The sequence below is a fragment of the Caulobacter sp. SRI_014 genome (assembly GCF_057586315.1).
In genome coordinates this window covers 110,840-128,158 of record NZ_JBYCZQ010000006.1, presented here as the reverse complement: position 1 = coordinate 128,158, position 17,319 = coordinate 110,840, and the positions used below count along the sequence as shown (strand labels likewise).

Genomic DNA, 17,319 nt, shown 5'->3' with positions numbered 1-17,319 from the left:
GCGGGGCGGGCATTGACGGCGACTGCGGTCTAACCAGCGACTGGGGACACCCCCATGTCCTTTGACGCCGTGTTTGAATTAAGCGGGCTGGACGGAACCAACGGGTTTCGGATCACCGGCGTGGCGGTGAACGACAACAGTGGCTGGACAGTCGCCTCTGCTGGCGACATTAACGGCGACGGCATAGACGACCTCGTCGTTGGGGCCCCTCGCGCTGACGTTAATGGCGTCAACTCGGGGGCCAGCTATGTGGTGTTCGGCAGCGCCGAGGCGTTCGGAGCCCACCTCAACCCCTCCACCCTAGACGGAACGAATGGCTTCCGGATCAGTGGCGCGCTGGCGTACGACAACATCGGCTGGTCGGTCGCCTCTGCCGGCGATGTCAACGGCGATGGATTCGGTGATCTGATCATCGGGGCCAGATTCGCCGCCCCGAACGGCGCCAACTCCGGCGCCAGCTATGTGGTGTTTGGCAGTGACGCGGCTTTCGCGGCCAATCTCAACCTCTCCACCCTGAATGGGACCAACGGGTTCCGCATCAGCGGCGTGGCGGCGCAAGACATCAGCGGCAAGTCGGTCGCCTCGGCAGGAGACATCAACGGCGACGGCATCGACGACCTGATTATCGGCGCCTATGGCGCGGACCCGAATGGCAGCGGCTCCGGCGCCAGCTATGTGGTGTTCGGCAGCGCCGCAAATTTCGGGTCCAACGTCAACCTATCCGCCCTGAACGGAACCAACGGATTTCGGATCAGCGGCGCGGCCGCCGGCGATCAAAGTGGCTATTCGGTCGCTTCGGCGGGAGACATCAACGGCGACGGCAACGACGACCTGATCATCGGGGCCAGGACCGCTGACCCGAACGGTATCAGCTCCGGCACCAGCTACGTCGTGTTCGGCAGCGGCGCGGCGTTCGGGGCCAATATCGACCTCTCAGCCTTGGCTGGGTCCAATGGCTTTCGGATCAACGGCGCGGGGGCCAGCGATTTGAGCGGTCATTCGGTCGCTTCGGCGGGCGATATCAACGGTGATGGGATTGGCGACCTCATCATCGGGGCGATAGACGCTGACCCCAACGGCAGCAACTCTGGAGCCAGCTATGTGGTGTTCGGCAGCGACGCCGGGTTCGCGGCCAATCTCGAACTTTCGAGCTTGGACGGAACTAACGGATTCCGGATTAACGGCGTGGCGGCGAACGACCGGAGCGGTTTTTCGGTCGCCTCGGCCGGGGACATCAACGGCGACGGTATCGGCGACCTGATTATCGGGGCTCGGTACGCCGACTCGAACGGCAGCGACTCCGGGGCCAGCTACGTGGTGTTCGGCAGCGACGCGGCGTTCGGAGCCAATCTTGAACTTTCGAGCCTAGACGGAACTAACGGCTTCCGGATCAACGGCGTGGCGGCGAACGACTGGAGCGGCTTCTCGGTAGCGTCGGCGGGAGATTTGAACGACGACGGAATCGACGATCTGATCATCGGGGCGTGGGGCGCCGATCCCAACGGCAGCGGCTCCGGAGCCAGCTATGTTATCTACGGTCGGGCGGCGCCCTTGCCACTGATAGAGGCCGGCACAGCCGGCAACGACAGTTTCTCCGGCGGAACGCTCGACGATCAACTCAGCGGCCTCGGCGGCAACGACATCCTCTCCGGCCTGGGCGGCGACGACACCCTCGACGGGGGCGATCTGTCGGACCAGCTGTTTGGCGGGGACGGGACCGACACGCTTACCGGCGGACAGGGGGGCGACCTGCTCTACGGGGAAGCCGGCGATGACACCCTCGACGGCGGCGACGGGGCTGACAAGCTGTTCGGCGGGACAGGCGCCGACCAGTTGATCGGATCGACCGGCAATGACCGCATGCTCGGCGAGGGCGATGTCGACACTCTGGAGGGGCAGGACGGCAACGACTATCTGGACGGCGGCGCGGGGGCGGACCTGATGTCCGGCGGCTTCGGCAACGATGTCTACTTCGTCGACAATGTCGGCGATCAGACCACCGAAGACGCCGACCAGGGCTATGACGTCGTCCGCGCCGGCCTGACCTGGACCCTGGCCGTAAACCTGGAGGCCCTCGAGCTGCAGGGCGGCGACAATATCAATGGCTTTGGGAATGCCGGGTCGAACAACATCCAGGGCAACATGGGCGACAACATTCTCGAAGGCGGCGCCGGGGTCGACACCCTCAACGGCGGAGACGGGAACGACGTCATCGTCGGCGGCGCCGGCAACGACCTGATGCGCGGCGGCATCGGCCAGGACACCTTCGATATCGACACGATCAGTCTCGCTGGAGCGCTCGAGACCGACCAGATCTATGACTTCTCCACCGCCGAGGGAGATGTGATGGATTTCAATAACATCGACGCCAACATCAACACTGTGCAGGACGACAGTTTCACCCTTGTCGCCGCCTTTACCAAGGTGGCCGGGCAGATGACGGCTGTCTTCGCCGGCGGCCTCACAACGGTACGGCTCGACGTCAACGGCGATGGCCGGGTTGACTATCAGGTCAAGATCAACGGCGACGTCACCGGCGACACCGGAGACTGGTTCCTCTAGGCGCTGCACGAGGATTGACGCCACCCGGCGCCGGCCTTGCCGTCCACTGTGCTCTTGATACAAGTCCCCTTGGGGTGGGGGGCTGATAATGAATGCAGTGTCCGTAGAGCTGTCCGAGATCATCGAACCGGTCGTCGAGGCGACCTATGGCGCGCTGTTTCAGCCGGATCGATGGAGCGAGGTTGTCGAACGCTTTTGCCGGGTGGTGGACAGTCCTCAAGGGGCCTTGCATTCGGCGCCCCAGGCCGGGGAGTTCGGCAGCATCTTCATCACTCAGGGTCTGGATCCGACGCCGATTCTGCCTGTCCTGCACATTTATGGTCGCCAGGCGCCCTTCATGGACCGGGCCATGGCCATGGGGATCGTGCCGGGTGTCTTTCTCAATCAGGATGTCATTCCGACGGAGGAACTGCACGCGACCGACTACTATCGCCACTACATGTATCCCATGGACGTGGAGCACGGCATGACCGCCGTTCTGCGCGCCAGCCGGGGCAACGAGCGAGCCCCGATTGCCCTGGCCGCCGGACGGCGACGAGGGGAGCCCCCATTCGGCGAGCGAGAGGCGGCTATCACCCGCGCTCTGTTTCCGCACCTTCGGCGTGCGGTGCAGTTGCGCCTGGAGATCGATCCGGCTCGGATGCTGGACCCCGCCGTAAGCGAGGCGCTTGATGGCTTCGAAACGGCTTGCTGCTTCCTGGGACACAGCGGCAAACTGCTTCATGCCAATGCCGCCGCACGGCTTCTGCTGTCCGACGGCGACCGCATCGAGAGCCGCAACGATCAGCTTCGGGCCGTCCCCGCCGCTGCGGAACGCTCGCTTGCTTTGGCGATCAGGCAAGTGTGCGACCCGACCGCGATCTGGGCCCTTCGATCACCTTCTGAAATCCTGATCGCCCCGGAAGGCGCCGACCCGCTGGTTGCCGTGGTCATTCCTCTAGGCCATGACAACCCTTTCCTCACCGTCGGCCCAATTCGGGGGGCGGTCTATCTCCTGGACGCCCGCAATCGGGCGGCGGATAGCCGTCAATTGGAACGGCTGCGGAATCTGTTCGCCCTCACGGTGGCTGAGTCGGAGGTGGCCTCTGAGCTTCTGTCCGGCCTCAGCGTCGCGGAAATCGCCAACAAGCGGGGGGCTTCTGTGCTCACCGTGCGGACTCAGCTCCGCGCAATCCTTGAGAAGACCCAGTCCTCCCGTCAGGCGGATCTTTTCAAGCTGGCGGGCTTGCTGACCGGACCTTCTCCCCGACCGGCGCCCCGGAAAGGATGACTTCGATTGAGCCGAATGATGGCCTCAACTCATCGTCGCTCTCCCATCGCATCGCGCTTCCGCGCAACGCAAGATTCTTGCGCCGCTTGCCACCTATTGCGTCATTGGCCGCATGGCTTTAGGCCCGACAGCGTAGTTTGAGGAACAAATGGGTCGGGACACTCCACCAGCGCCGCCATCTCTCGAAGCGGTCCGCGCGCGCATCGACGAGGTCGATGCCGAGCTCCTGCGGCTGATCGACGAGCGCTCGTCCCTGGCCGCCGCTGTCGCCGAAGCCAAGAAGGCCGCCGGCGGTGAGTTCAAGTTCGGCCTGCGCCCCTCCCGCGAAGCCCAGGTCATCCGCAAGAAGATCCAGCGCGAAAATCCCATCGCCGGCCCCGGCCTGGTCGTCCGCGTCTGGCGCGAACTGATCGCCGACAGTTTGTCGCGCCAGGGCCCGTTCCACGTCACCGTCTGGGGCGGCCGGGCCGAAGCCCAGACCCTGGAGGCGGCCCGCCAACGGTTCGGCGTCGCCCCACCCGTGACCATGGTTACAAAGCCCGAGGACGCCCTGGCCGGCGCCCGCACGCTCGGCGGAGTCGGCGTTCTGGCCCTGACCCGCGACTCCAGCTGGTGGGGCCGCCTGCTGGCCGAGCCCGAGCTTCGCGTCTTCGCCACCCTGCCCTGCCTGGCCCAGTGGGGCCCGACCCGCGCCCTGGCCGTCGCCGCCGTCCCGGTCGAGCCGACCGGGGCCGACCAGACCCTGTGGGTCACCGATTCCGCCAACAGCAGCGCCGCCATCGTCGAGGCCCTGGGCCGGGACGGCGTGGCCGCCGCCCCGATGCTGGAGTCCGGCGGTCTCAAGCTCTTCACCCTGGCGGGCTTCTACCAGAAGGACGACGAGCGCCTCGCCCGCGCTCCCGGGCGACTTTCCGGCGTCATCGGGGCTGCACCCGAGCCGTTCGACGTGTAAAGACGCGGGCCTCTTACAAGGACCTGCTATGACCGACCGCTTCGCCGCGCCCCGTCCCGTTCCCAAGCCCGGCATCCTCGATATCGCCCCCTACAAGCCCGGCAAGGCCGCGGCCGAGGGCATCGCCGACCCGATCAAGCTGTCGGCCAACGAGAACATCCTCGGCTGCTCCGACGACGCCCGCGCCGCCTACGCCGAGGCCGCCGGCAAGCTGAACCTCTACCCTCAGGGCCGCGCCGACATCCTGCGCCACGCCGTCGCCGAGAAGTACGGTCTGGAGCCCGAGCGCCTGCTGTTCGGCTGTGGCTCGGACGAGATCTTCCAGCTGCTCAACCAGACCTTCCTCGAGCCCGGCGACAATATGATCCAGGGCGCGCACGGCTTCGCCGCCTACGCCATCGGCACGCGGGCCTGCGGCGGCGAGGTGAAGTACGTCCCGGAGAAGAACTACACCATCGACGTCGACGCCATGCTCGAAGCGGTCGATGAACGCACCCGCCTGATCTTCCTGGCCAACCCGGCCAACCCGACCGGCACCTGGATCGACGCGGACGAGGTCCGCCGCCTGCACGAAGGCCTGCCTCCGTCGGTGGTGCTGGTGCTCGATGGAGCCTATGCCGAGTTCAACACCGACCCGCGCTTCGAGGATGGCCTCAGCCTGGCCCGCGACGCGGCCAACGTCGTGGTCACCCGCACCTTCTCCAAGATCCACGGCCTCGCCGCGCTGCGCGTCGGCTGGGGCTATATGCCCGAAGACATGGCCAGCGCCGTCGACCGCATCCGCCTGCCCTTCAACGTCAACATCCCGGCCCAGCTGGCCGCCGTCGCCGCCCTCAAGGACGAGGCCTTCGCCGCCCGCTCGGTCGCCCTGGTCGAGCAGTGGCGCCCCTGGCTGACCCAGCAGATCAATGGCCTGGCCCTCGACGTGGTGCCCAGCGCCGCGAACTTCGTCCTGGTCGGCTTCCCCGAGACGGCCGGCAAGACGGCGGTCGAGGCCGAGGCCTTCCTCGCCACCAAGGGCCTGTTGACCCGCGGCGTCGGCAACTACGGCCTGGTCAATCACCTGCGGATCACCATCGGCCTGGAAGAGCACAACCGCGCCGTCGTCGAGGGCCTGGCGGAGTTCATGGGCAAATGACTACGCCCCTGCCCGTCTTCGAGCGCCTGACCGTCATCGGCTGTGGCCTGATCGGCTCGTCGGTCGTCCGCGCCGCCCGCGAGTTCAAGGCCGCCGGCCACATCACCGTCGCCGACATCAGCCAGACGGTCCTCGACCGCGTCACGGCCCTGGGCATCGCCGACGCCGTCGAGGCCGACCTCGGCAAGGCGGTCGAGAACGCCGACCTGGTCATCTTCGCGACCCCGGTTCTGGCCATCGCCGATGTCATGGCCACCATCGCCCCGCACCTGAAGGCCGGTTCGACCATCTCCGACGTCGGCTCGGTCAAGGGCAGCGTCTCCGAAGCCATGCAGGCCGCCGCCCCGGCCGGCGTCCACATCATCCCCGGCCACCCGATCGCCGGCACCGAACAGTCCGGTCCCGACGCCGGCTTCGCCGAGCTGTTCCAGGACCGCTGGACCATCCTGACCCCCATCGCCGCCCGCCACGACGACGCCTACGCCCTGGCCGTCGCAAGGCTGGCCAGCTTCTGGCGGGCGCTCGGCGCCCAGGTCGAGCAGATGGACGAGCGCCACCACGACCTGGTCCTGGCCGTCACCAGCCACCTGCCCCACCTGATCGCCTACAACATCGTCGGCACCGCCGCCGACCTGGAGGAGGTCACCCAGGCCGAGGTGATGAAATACTCGGCCGGCGGCTTCCGCGACTTCACCCGTATCGCCGCTTCCGACCCGACCATGTGGCGCGACATTTTCGTGGCCAACCGCGAGGCCGTGCTCGACGTGTTGGGCCGCTTCACCGAAGACCTGCAGGCCCTGTCCCGCGCCATCCGCTGGGGCGAGGCCGAGAAGCTGCACGAGCTCTTCACTCGCACCCGCGAAATCCGCCGCGGCGTCATCGCGCTGGGCCAGGAAAGCCCCGAACCGAACTTCGGCCGGGACCGCGGCAAGCACTGACTCTCTCCGTCATCCCGGCCGTAGCGAAGCGAAGAGCCGGGACCCAGGGGCCACCTCACCAGCATTCGCGGATGCGAATTTCGCGCCTGGTCACCCGCTGGGTCCCGGATCGGCCTTCGGCCGTCCGGGATGACGGGCGTTGGGTGGTCATCTGCCGGTGACGGCCCTGCGCAAATTCACCAGCACCTTGCCGCAGTCGGTCTTCATCCCGGCCCGCACCACCTCGGCCGGCAGCTTGATGTCGGCCGCCACCCGGTTCTCATAGATCACCCGCGTTCCGTTCCCGCGCGCCTCCAGCCGCCACTCGCCGTTCATCGCCTTCAGGTCGCCGCCGGCCTTGCGGAAGGTGATCCGCGTGTAGGGGGTGTAGTCGGCCCTCACCAGGCTGCGGATGGTCGGCACGAACATGTTGCCCTGGCTGATCTGCTCACGGACGTCCCAGCCCGGTCCCTTCTCGACCACCCGGCAGACGGTCATGTTGGCGATGACCTTCTTGGCCTGGGCGCAGTCGACCAGCACGGCCCAGACTTGTCGTGGCGAGGCGTCGATGTCGATGGCCCCATGAAGGACGGCAGCCTCGCCGGCCGGCCTGACCACCACCCAGGGCCTGCCCGCCGCCAGCGTTTTCTCTGCTGAAGGCGGCACCGGCGCGGCGGCCGCCATGCCGGCCAGCAGGGTCAGTGAAATCCCCAGCGCGAAGCGTCGCATGCGTTGTCTCCCGGCCCCGACCTGACGGTGTAGCTACGGACACACACTCCCGATGGATTGAGCAAATCCCGATTTTCACCCTTGGCGAAAGTCAGAATCCCGTGTTACCCGCCGCGCCCTCAAGGAGAGACGACCTGTGGCGCACAAAGCCCAACCCATGATCTGCAAGCCCGTCTCGCTCGGTAATCGGACCGAGCGCGATGACGCGCGCGCATGGGAAGGGACCAACGCTTAAGGCCATCGAACCTTGAGATTGTACGTAGGAACCCCTCCCGGCCTTAGCCTGGAGGGGTTCCTTCGTTTTGGGGGTCTTCTTTCCAGTCCATGTCGCCGAGAGGGATGGAAAAAAGCAAAGGAGAAGCCCGATGAGCGGCTTCGAAGCGTTTGAAAGTGACGGGGTCCACATCAAGGCCTGGACCCGGGGCGTGCCGATCGAGGACGCCGCCATGAAGCAGCTGCGCAACGTCGCCAGCCTGCCGTTCATTCACCACCACCTGGCGGTGATGCCGGACGTGCACTGGGGTCGGGGCGCGACTGTGGGATCGGTGATCCCGACCGTCGGGGCAATCATTCCGGCGGCCGTGGGAGTCGACATCGGTTGCGGGATGATGGCCGCCCGGCTCAACATCCGGGCCGAGCACCTGCCGGACAACCTGTTCGAGATCCGTTCGCTGATCGAGGCGGCCGTCCCGCACGGCCGGACCGACAACGGGGGACGCAACGACGTCGGGGCCTGGCAGACCGAACCGCCGGAAGCGGCCAAGACCCGGTGGGCGGAGCTCGAGGCCGGCTACAACGCCGTCGTCGACAAGCACCCGAAGGCGGCGCACCCGCGTGGTTTCGGCCACCTGGGGACGCTGGGGACGGGGAACCACTTCATCGAGCTCTGCCTCGATGAGGCCGGTGACGTGTGGGTGATGCTGCACTCCGGCTCGCGGGGGGTGGGGAACCGGTTCGGGTCCTACTTCATCGAGCGGGCCAAGCACGACATGCGGCGGTGGTTCATCAACCTGCCGGACCAGGACCTGGCCTACTTCCCGGAAGGGTCAGAGGGCTTCATCGACTACATCCGGGCCGTCAGCTGGGCCCAGAAGTACGCCCGGGCCAACCGGGAAACGATGATGGACCAGGTGCTGGGCGTGCTGCGGGGCCTGTTCCCGACGCTCGAGGTGACGCAGGAGGCGGTGAATTGCCACCACAACTACGTCACCAAGGAGCGGCACTTCGGCAAGGACGTCTTCATCACCCGCAAGGGCGCGGTGTCGGCGAAGGAGGGTGAACTGGGGATCATCCCGGGTTCGATGGGGGCCAAGTCCTTCATCGTGCGCGGGAAGGGTAACCCGGACAGCTTCTGCACCTGCTCGCACGGGGCCGGTCGGGCGATGAGCCGGACCGAAGCCAAGCGGCGGTTCACTGTCGAAGACCACGTGGCGGCCACCGCCGGCGTCGAGTGCCGTAAGGACGCCGAGGTGATCGATGAAACGCCGATGGCCTACAAGGACATCGACGCGGTCATGGCGGCCCAGGCCGACCTGGTCGATATCGTCCACACGCTTCGGCAGGTGGTTTGCGTCAAAGGCTGAGGGATGCCGTCGGGGGAGACCCCGGCGGCATTTCTCGTTTCAGCGCCCTTTCCACTCCGGCTTGAGCGCCTGGGGGTACTTGTCCTCGATCAGCCGGGCATTGATGCCGTGCTCCAGCCAGACCTTGGCGGCGCACAGCACGGTGGTGAAGCCGCCGTTGCTGTCGAGGGCCTGGGCGATCACCGACTCCGCGTCGCCATGGAACCCGCTGTTGATGACCTCGACGAAGGTCCGGCCCTCATCGAGGACCGAAAACGTCATCTCGACCCGCGACAAATTCCCTTGCCCGCCCCATTCGTAGACAATGGAACTGTCCGCTTCGATAGAGCGGACATGGATGTCGTCCCCGGCGCCGTACATCTCCCAGTCCCAGCGCACCGCCTCCCCGGCCTTCAAAGGCCCGCTCGCCTTGCTGAACCAGAACTTCGTCGTCACCGCTGGATCGACGAAGGCTTCGAACACCTTGGCCACCGGCGCCCGGATCATGGTCTCCGCTTTCGCTACCGGATCCTTGGACATCGTGAACTCTCCTAAGGCATGACTTGCGGCGTCGGCTCGCCGTTCTCCAGCAGGCTCTTGAGCGCAGACATGATCGCCGGCCAGCCGTTGCTGACACCCTTGCGCTGCTCGCTGTTGTCCGGAAAGCCGTCGTGGGTGACGGTCAAACGCACGCTGTCCTCGACCGGCTCCAGCAGATAGGTCACCGTCGTCGTCGGCGAGGCGGTCTCGAAGGTGTAGCTGAGCTTGCGCGGCGGATCGCTCTCCAGCACCACGCCCTGGAAGTCGATGCTGCCGTCCGGCGCATAGAGCACATGCTTCGAACCGGCCTGCCAGTCGCTCTCGAAGCGTCGGCCGAACCAGATTTTCGGGCGGACCTCCGGGTCCAGCAGCGCGTCCCACAGCTTCTGCGGCGTGGTGCGGATGTAGATCACATAGACAAAGGCCGGGTCGCTCATTCGGTGTCCCCTTCTGGGCTCTCGAGTTGCGTCTTGAACGCCACCAGGTCTTCGACCCGCGCACGTTCGAACTTGCCGATCCAGCGATCGGCGATTTCGGCGATGGGCACGGGGTTCAGGTAGTGCAGCTTCTCCCGCCCCCGCCTCACGGCGGTGACGAGGCTCGCCTCTTCCAGGATGCCGAGGTGCTTGCTGACCGCCTGGCGGCTCATCGCCAGACCGTCGCACAGTTCCATCAGCGTCTGTCCGTTACGCGCGAACAGCCGGTCCAGCAGATCGCGCCGGCTTGCGTCGGCCAGCGCGCGAAAGACCGCGTCCGTTTCCATCGGGACAGACTATAGGCAACCATTTGGTTGCATGTCAATCAGATCGGCCGACCCACTTGGTCCAGGGCGTCGAGCACAGCTTCGGGCCGCCATTCGATGACCTGCAGATAGGCCAGCAGCGCCGCGTCGGGCAGCGCCCGGCCGGCCTCGATCTCGGACAGGGAGACGGCGTCCAGCCGGAAGGTGCGGGCGAAGGCTTCCTGGTTGAGACCCGTGCCCCAGCGCACACGCTGGACCAGCGCCCGCGCGCAGATACTGCCCTCCGGCCGCGCGGCGGCGTCTATCGGCAGGTCCGGATGGATCAGCGGCAGGCTCATGTCGTCTCTCCGTTTCGTCCCGACACGGAGAGGGTTAGACGGCCAACATCGCCGCAAGACGACCGTTTTAAGTCAAAGACTTGGCGCTTCGTCCTCACACGGACATTCAGGATTTCACCAGCGCAATCAGCAGCCCGTCATAGCCCTTGTCGCCCACCGTCTGCAGCGCCGTGGCGTCCACCCGCGGCTCGCGGTGGATCAGTTCGGCCAGCCGCCGCACCCCCTGCACCGAGGCGTCGCCATTCTCGTCGATCACCGCCCCGCCGCGCACGACATTGTCGACGATAATGATCCCGCCCGGCCGGGTCATCTTCAGGGCCCAGGCGAAGTAGTCGGCGTTCGACGGCTTGTCGGCGTCGATGAAGGTGAAGTCGAGCGGCGGCCCACCCTCGGCCGCCAGCCTGGGCAAAAGCTCGATCCCCGCCCCGGTCCGCACCTCGGCGACCCCGTCGAGCCCGGCGAAGGCCAGGTTCTTCCGCGCCACCTCCGCATGATGCGGATCGATCTCCAGACTGACCAGCCGCCCACCTTCGGGCAGCGCCCGCGCCAGCCAGATGGTGCTGTACCCGCCCAGCGTCCCGACCTCGAGGATGCGTTTGGCCCCGATCGACCGCGCCAGCAGGTTCAGCAGCTTGCCCTGGTTCGGCGCCACGGCGATGGGCGGCAGCCCCGCGCTACGACTGGCCGCCAGGGCATGATCCAGGGCGGCGTCGTTGGCCCCCAGGCTGTCGTTGAAATAGCCGTCGACGGCGGTCCACAGGGGCTGCGTCACGTCGCGCTGTCCTTCTTCAAGAATTCCGCCGTCGCCTCGATGGCCTCGACCAGCCCGACCCGCTGGATCTCCACCCCTTCCGGCAGCCCGGCGAACAGCCGGGTCGGCGAGGCGGGGTCGAGCATGACGAACACGCCCTTGTCGTCGGCCCGCCGGATCAGCCGCCCGAACGCCTGGGCGATGCGGTTGCGGGCCACCGCGTCGTCGTAGCTCTTGCCGCCGAAACGGGCCCGGCGGGCCTTGTGCAGGATGTCGGGCCGGGGCCACGGCGCCCGGTCGAAGACCAACAGCCGCAGCGACCGCCCGGGCACATCCACCCCGTCTCGCACCGCATCGGTGCCCAGCAGGCAGCTGTCCTCCTCGGCCCGGAAGATGTCGACCAGCCCGCCGACCTCGATGGGATCGACATGCTGGGCGTAGAGCGCCAGGCCCTTGTCGGCCAGGGGCGCGGCGATCTTCTCATGCACCGCCCGCAAGCGTCGGATGGCCGTAAACAGCCCCACCCCGCCACCGCCGGCCGCCAGGAACAGCTCGCGCATCGCCGCCGCCACCTGCCGGGCATCGTCCTTGGCGACATCGGTGACCACGAAGGCCCGCGCCTGGTTGGCGTAGTCGAAGGGCGAGGCCAGCCTGATCGTCTTGGGCCGCTCCGGCAGCCGCGCCCCGCCCGTGCGCATCTCGGCCAGGGCAAAAGGGTCCTCGGACGAGGGATCCGTCAGAGTGGCGCTGGTCACCAGCACCCCGTGGGCCGGGGCCAGCACGGCCGCCGTCAGCGGCTGGGTCGGGTCGACCCAGTGGCGGCGGCTGGAGGCGTCCACGACCCGGCCGTACAGGAAGGTCGCGTCGAACCAGTCGACGAAGTCGGGATCGTCCTCGGCGTCCTCCTCGATGGCCTTCAGCATCGAGCGCCAGGCCGGCAGGGTCATCCGCGCCCGCCGGTCCAGCCCGCGCAAGGCCCCCTCGAACCGAGCCCGCTCGCTGGGGCCCAGCTCGTCGGCCTCGTCGTCGAGCAAATCCTCCAGATGCCGCGCCAGGGCCAGCAACGGCGCCTCGACGCTGGCCAGGGCCGAGGCCGCATCGGCCGCCGTCTCCCGCACCCGGTCGATGGCCGGCCGGGCCTGGCATTCCATGCCAATATCCGCGGCGCCGGCGTTGCGGTCGCTGTTCCTCGCCCGCAGCTGCTCCAGCACCGCGGCCAGGAAGTTCTCCACCGGCCCGATGGGATTGATCTCGCCGTTCGGCGGCGCGATCCGCCCCGACCAGCCCTCGCCCGGCAGCACGGCGGCCGCCCGGGTCACATCATGCAGCGCCCGGCGCGGCTCCTCGCGGTCGCCGATGACCTCGAGCAGCCGATGCTCCAGCCCCCGACCCCGCCGCCCGCGCGACTCCGGCCCACGGATCCAGCGCCGCAGCTCGGCCGCCTCCGCCCCGCTCAGCGCCGCCGAGAACGCGCTGTCGGCGGCGTCGAACAGATGGTGGCCTTCGTCGAAGACGATCCGCTTGAGCTGCACTGTCTCCACGTCGGCCTTCGATCCCCGCGCCCGCCGCGCCCCGTCGAAGGCAGCCTGGGTCAGCACCAGGGCATGGTTGGCGATCACCAGATCGGCCCTGCGGCTGCCCCGGATAGCCTTCTCGACGAAACAGGCGCGGTAGTGGCCGCAGGCGGCGTGCACGCACTCGCCCCGCCGATCGACAAGGTTCGCCGCGCTCGCCTGCGCCGACGGCGGAATTGCGAACAGGGCCGGCAGCCAGCCCGGAAAATCCCCGCCCGTCATGTCCCCGTCCCGCGTCGCCCGCACCCAGCGCGCCGCCAACCCCATGCCGATGATGTCGCCGTTGCCCAGCTGCGAGGTCTGCACCTGCTCCTGGAAGTTCAGCAGGCAGAGGTAGTTCTCGCGCCCCTTTCGCACCACCGCCTTGCGGGCCCGCACCGCCGGGTCGGGAAAGATCGAGGCGCTCTCCCGCTCGATCTGGCGCTGCAGGGCGCGGGTATAGGTGCTGATCCAGACGGCCGGCCCGTTCTCCTCGGCCCACAGCGAGGCCGGCGCCAGATAGCCCAGCGTCTTGCCGACCCCGGTGCCCGCCTCGGCCAGCACCATGCGCGGCTCGCCCTCCCGTTCGCGGGGCGAAAAGGCATAGGCCGTCTCTGCCGCATAGACCGCCTGCATCGGCCGCGCCTCGTCCAGGCCCGAGCGCCGCAACAGGGTCGTCAGCCGTTCCTCGGCCGCCTGCGGCGTCACCGGCCGCGAGCCCGGCTCGCCCGGCGGCGCCTGGTCCTCCCACTCGGAGACCCGCGCCCAGACATCCAGCCCCGATCCCCGCCGCCCGGCCTCGCCGACCGTTCGGCTGCGCAGGGCGTTGATCACCGCCGGGCCCCAACTCCAGCCGGCCCGGTCCATGGTCTCGGCGAGGTTCAGCGCCTCTTCCCGCGACGGCCAGGGCTTGGTCTCCAGATCACTCAGCAGAGCCTCGCAGGCCTCGCGCAAGGTCCTCGCCTGTTCGACCGCACCCTTCGGCTCCGGCAGCCCGAGCGCCTGTGACAGCCCCACCGCCGAGGGCGCCGCGAAGGTCGCCGGCTTGACGAAGGCGAACAGTTCCAGGGCGTCGAACACCCCGCGCGCCCGGGGCGGCGTGTTCAGCCCCAGCCGCTTGGCCGTCATCCCGGCATGGACCACCAGCACCGGCCCGGCCTCGGCCAGGTCACGGGCCGCCGGCGGCCGCAACTCCCGCGCTTCCAGCCCGTCGGCGACGGCGCAGCGCGGCCCCGGCAGCACGATCAGGGCCGGCGCGAGATTGAGGCTGGAGGTGACGGCGTTCACCCCATTTCCCTAGTCCGATCCGCCCCGAAACGAAAGGGGAACAACCGCGGAGGGATCAGAGTTGATCGACGAACCGCACGCCCTTGCCGCGATTGGACTCGATGACGTAGGCCCGCAGCGCCTCACTCTTCGCCAGAGGCTGCGAAATGTCGCCGACGAACACCACGTCCAGCCGATAGTTGGTGAACTTCTGGATCATCAGCCCTGCCATCCGGCTGGCCAGGTTCAGGAACTCCGGATGCAGCCGTTCGACCGGGATGGCCACCGCCTCGGCCCCCATCGACAGGGCGTCGCCGATCAGGTCGGTGGCGTCCCGCTCGCTGCCCAGCGGCGGTCCCTCGGCCGGAACCATCAGCACGGTCGCCTTACCGATCGTCTGCACGTCCATCGCAATCCTCCTGTCGCGGCAGGTTAGCACAGGCCCTCGAAACAGAACGGGAACATGCTATATCGGCCGGGATGACCGCCGCCGCGCTTCCCGCGCTCCTTCCCGACCGCTTCGAAGCCTGGTTCGCCGGACGGGGCTGGGCGCCGCGCCAGCATCAGCTGGACATGGTCAAGGCGGGAGAGGATGAGGCCCACGCCCTGCTCATCGCCCCCACCGGCGGCGGCAAGACCCTGGCCGGCTTCCTGCCCAGCCTGATCGAGCTTTCGCAGCGGCCGCCACCCAACACCCCGCGCGGCGTCCACACCCTCTACATCTCGCCGCTCAAGGCCCTGGCGGTCGATGTCGAGCGCAACCTGATGACCCCCATCGCCCAGATGGGACTGAACATCACCGCCGAGTCCCGCACCGGCGACACTGGCGAGGCCCGAAAGCAGCGCCAGCGGATCAAGCCTCCGGACATCCTGCTGACTACGCCGGAACAGTTGGCCCTGTTCTGCGCCTGGGAAGGCGCGCGGCGGTACTTCGAGGACCTGCGCTGCGTCATCATCGATGAGATTCACAGCCTCTGGCCCCAGAAGCGCGGCGACCTGCTGGCCCTCGACATCGCCCGCCTGCAGCAGTTCGTCCCGACCATGCGCCGCATCGGCCTGTCAGCCACGGTCGATGACCCGGACATGATCCGGCGGTGGCTCAGCCCCGCCGGCAGCGAAGACGCCGACCCCGCCAACGCCGTCCGCCTCGTGCGCGGCCCGCCCGGCCCTCTGCCCCAGGTCGACGTCCTCATCTCCGAAGGTCGCGTCCCCTGGGCCGGCCACACGGCCCAGCACGCCATGGCCGACGTCTACGAGGTCATCAAGCGGCACCGCACCTCACTGATCTTCGTCAACACCCGCTTCCAGGCCGAGTTCGCCTTCCAGGAGCTGTGGAAGCTCAACGACGACGGCCTGGCCATCGCCCTGCACCACGGCTCCCTCGCCGCCGAACAGCGTCGCAAGGTCGAGGCGGCCATGGCGCGCGGCGACCTGCGGGCCGTCGTCTGCACCTCCACCCTCGACCTCGGCATTGACTGGGGCGACGTCGACCTGGTCATCCAGCTGGCCGCCCCGAAGGGCGCTTCGCGGATGGTCCAGCGCATCGGCCGCGCCAACCACCGCCTCGACGAGCCGTCGAAGGCCATCTTCGTCCCGGCCAACCGCTTCGAGGTCCTCGAATGCCAGGCCGCCCGCGAGGCCATCGCCGAAAACGCCTTTGACGCCGAGCCGCCGCGCATCGGCGCCCTCGATGTCCTGGCCCAGCACGTCATGGGCTGCGCCGTCTCCGAGCCCTTCGACCTGTTGGCCCTCTACGACGAGGTCCGAACCGCCGGCCCCTACCGCGACCTGACCTGGGAAGACTTCGAACAGGTGGTCGAGTTCGTCTCGACCGGCGGCTACGCCCTGCGCACCTACGACCGCTTCCGCCGAATCGTGAACGACCAGGATGGCCTCTGGCGCGTCCGCGACGCCCAGACCGCCCAGCGCCATCGGATGAACGTCGGGGCCATCGTCTCCCCCGCTGTCCTCGCCATCCGCCTGGCCGGCCGGCACGGCACGGTCGGGCGCAAGATCGGCGAGGTCGAGGAAGGCTACCTTGAGATGCTGGAGCCCGGCGACACCTTCATCTTCGCCGGCGGCGTCTGGCGGCTGCAGGGCGTCACAGCCACCGACGCGCTGGTCACCCCGGCCCCCAACGACGACCCCAAGCTTCCCAGCTGGGGCGGCTCCAAGTTCGCCATCTCCACCTTCCTGGCCGCCAAGGTGCGCCGCATGATGAGCGATCCGGACAGCTGGAAGGACCTGCCGACCGACGTCTGCGAATGGCTGACCGTCCAGCAGGACAAGTCGATGATCCCGACGCCGGAGCAGATGCTGCTGGAGACCTTCGCTCGCGGCAAACGCCACTTTCTGGTCATCTACCCCTTCGAGGGGCGCCTGGCCCACACCACCCTGGCGATGCTGCTGACCAAGCGGCTGGACCGCATGCGGGTGGGCCCGCTCGGCTTTGTCGTCAATGACTACGCCCTGGCCGTCTGGTCGCTCAAACCGATGGATGACCTCGATTTCGACTCACTCTTCGATCAGGACATGCTCGGAGACGACCTCGAGGCCTGGCTGGACGAGAGCTTCATGATGAAGCGGGCGTTCAAGGGCTGCGCCCTGATTTCCGGCCTCATCGAACGGCGCATGCCCGGCGCCGAAAAGACCGGACGCCAGGTGACCTTCTCGACCGACCTGATCTACGACGTGTTGCGCCGCCACCAACCCGACCACCTGCTGCTGCGCTGCGCCCGCATCGACGCGGCCAGCGGCATGATCGACGTCGCCCGGGTCGGCCAGATGCTGGCCCGCATCAAGGGCCAGATCCTGCATTCGCGGCTCGACCACGTCTCGCCCTTCGCCGTGCCGATCATGCTGGAGATCGGCAAGGAGCGGGTCAGTGGCGACACCGCCGACATGATCCTGGCCGACGCCGCCGACGAGCTGATCGCGGAGGCCCTGTCGTGAACGCCCAGGCCCTGCGCGACCGCGCCTTTGCCCAGAGCGACTGCGGC

Annotated in this window: 15 protein-coding genes; 7 read left to right on the top strand and 8 right to left on the bottom strand. The window is 67.9% G+C overall.

The window, feature by feature from the left end; genetic code table 11:
* Nucleotides 1-54: 54 nt before the first annotated feature.
* The 5 genes from AC2YG9_RS14705 (at nucleotide 55) to AC2YG9_RS14685 (ending at nucleotide 6,860) form a co-directional block, all read left to right on the top strand.
* Nucleotides 55-2,562, top strand: a complete 2,508-nt coding sequence (locus tag AC2YG9_RS14705; RefSeq protein WP_487298726.1) for a beta strand repeat-containing protein — start codon at nucleotides 55-57, stop codon at nucleotides 2,560-2,562.
* 88 nt (nucleotides 2,563-2,650) lie between these two features.
* On the top strand, nucleotides 2,651-3,832 hold the full coding sequence (locus AC2YG9_RS14700) for a helix-turn-helix transcriptional regulator (protein ID WP_487298725.1): 1,182 nt from the start codon (nucleotides 2,651-2,653) through the stop codon (nucleotides 3,830-3,832).
* Nucleotides 3,833-3,980: 148 nt separating this feature from the next.
* The gene (locus AC2YG9_RS14695) at nucleotides 3,981-4,784 is read left to right on the top strand and encodes a chorismate mutase (protein WP_487298724.1); all 804 of its coding nucleotides are present in this window, start codon (nucleotides 3,981-3,983) and stop codon (nucleotides 4,782-4,784) included.
* Between the two features lie 28 nt (nucleotides 4,785-4,812).
* Entirely contained in the window at nucleotides 4,813-5,922 is a 1,110-nt protein-coding gene (gene hisC, locus AC2YG9_RS14690) for a histidinol-phosphate transaminase (RefSeq protein ID WP_487298723.1), read from the top strand.
* The gene (locus tag AC2YG9_RS14685) at nucleotides 5,919-6,860 is read left to right on the top strand and encodes a prephenate/arogenate dehydrogenase family protein (RefSeq protein ID WP_487298722.1); all 942 of its coding nucleotides are present in this window, start codon (nucleotides 5,919-5,921) and stop codon (nucleotides 6,858-6,860) included. Before hisC ends, AC2YG9_RS14685 begins: the two co-directional genes overlap by 4 nt.
* A gap of 147 nt (nucleotides 6,861-7,007) precedes the next feature.
* Here the strand turns inward: AC2YG9_RS14685 and AC2YG9_RS14680 are convergent, their stop codons facing one another.
* Nucleotides 7,008-7,568: an SRPBCC family protein gene (locus tag AC2YG9_RS14680; RefSeq protein WP_487298721.1), complete on the bottom strand. Its 561-nt coding sequence runs from the start codon at nucleotides 7,566-7,568 to the stop codon at nucleotides 7,008-7,010.
* Between the two features lie 365 nt (nucleotides 7,569-7,933).
* Here AC2YG9_RS14680 and AC2YG9_RS14675 point away from each other — a divergent pair, with 365 nt between their 5' ends.
* Complete coding sequence (locus tag AC2YG9_RS14675) at nucleotides 7,934-9,151, top strand: RtcB family protein (RefSeq protein WP_487298720.1); 1,218 nt, start codon at nucleotides 7,934-7,936, stop codon at nucleotides 9,149-9,151.
* Nucleotides 9,152-9,190: 39 nt separating this feature from the next.
* Here the strand turns inward: AC2YG9_RS14675 and AC2YG9_RS14670 are convergent, their stop codons facing one another.
* The 7 genes from AC2YG9_RS14670 to AC2YG9_RS14640 form a co-directional block, all read right to left on the bottom strand.
* On the bottom strand, nucleotides 9,191-9,670 hold the full coding sequence (locus AC2YG9_RS14670; RefSeq protein WP_487298719.1) for an SRPBCC family protein: 480 nt from the start codon (nucleotides 9,668-9,670) through the stop codon (nucleotides 9,191-9,193).
* An 11-nt stretch (nucleotides 9,671-9,681) separates the two neighbouring features.
* Entirely contained in the window at nucleotides 9,682-10,107 is a 426-nt protein-coding gene (locus tag AC2YG9_RS14665; RefSeq protein WP_487298718.1) for an SRPBCC family protein, read from the bottom strand.
* Nucleotides 10,104-10,433 carry an ArsR/SmtB family transcription factor gene (locus AC2YG9_RS14660; protein ID WP_487298717.1) on the bottom strand — a complete coding sequence of 110 codons (330 nt, stop codon included), beginning with the start codon at nucleotides 10,431-10,433 and terminating at the stop codon, nucleotides 10,104-10,106. Before AC2YG9_RS14660 ends, AC2YG9_RS14665 begins: the two co-directional genes overlap by 4 nt.
* 38 nt (nucleotides 10,434-10,471) lie before the next feature.
* Nucleotides 10,472-10,750: a helix-turn-helix domain-containing protein gene (locus AC2YG9_RS14655; RefSeq protein ID WP_487298716.1), complete on the bottom strand. Its 279-nt coding sequence runs from the start codon at nucleotides 10,748-10,750 to the stop codon at nucleotides 10,472-10,474.
* A 106-nt stretch (nucleotides 10,751-10,856) separates the two neighbouring features.
* Entirely contained in the window at nucleotides 10,857-11,522 is a 666-nt protein-coding gene (locus tag AC2YG9_RS14650; RefSeq protein WP_487298715.1) for an O-methyltransferase, read from the bottom strand.
* On the bottom strand, nucleotides 11,519-14,341 hold the full coding sequence (locus AC2YG9_RS14645; protein WP_487298714.1) for an ATP-dependent DNA helicase: 2,823 nt from the start codon (nucleotides 14,339-14,341) through the stop codon (nucleotides 11,519-11,521). The genes AC2YG9_RS14650 and AC2YG9_RS14645 overlap by 4 nt, the downstream gene beginning before the upstream one ends.
* Before the next feature lie 55 nt (nucleotides 14,342-14,396).
* Entirely contained in the window at nucleotides 14,397-14,729 is a 333-nt protein-coding gene (locus AC2YG9_RS14640; protein ID WP_487298713.1) for a DUF4180 domain-containing protein, read from the bottom strand.
* 71 nt (nucleotides 14,730-14,800) lie between these two features.
* Here AC2YG9_RS14640 and AC2YG9_RS14635 point away from each other — a divergent pair, with 71 nt between their 5' ends.
* Nucleotides 14,801-17,272 (top strand): ligase-associated DNA damage response DEXH box helicase, encoded by a 2,472-nt coding sequence (locus tag AC2YG9_RS14635; RefSeq protein ID WP_487298712.1) that lies wholly within the window; start codon nucleotides 14,801-14,803, stop codon nucleotides 17,270-17,272.
* Nucleotides 17,273-17,319: the final 47 nt, after the last annotated feature.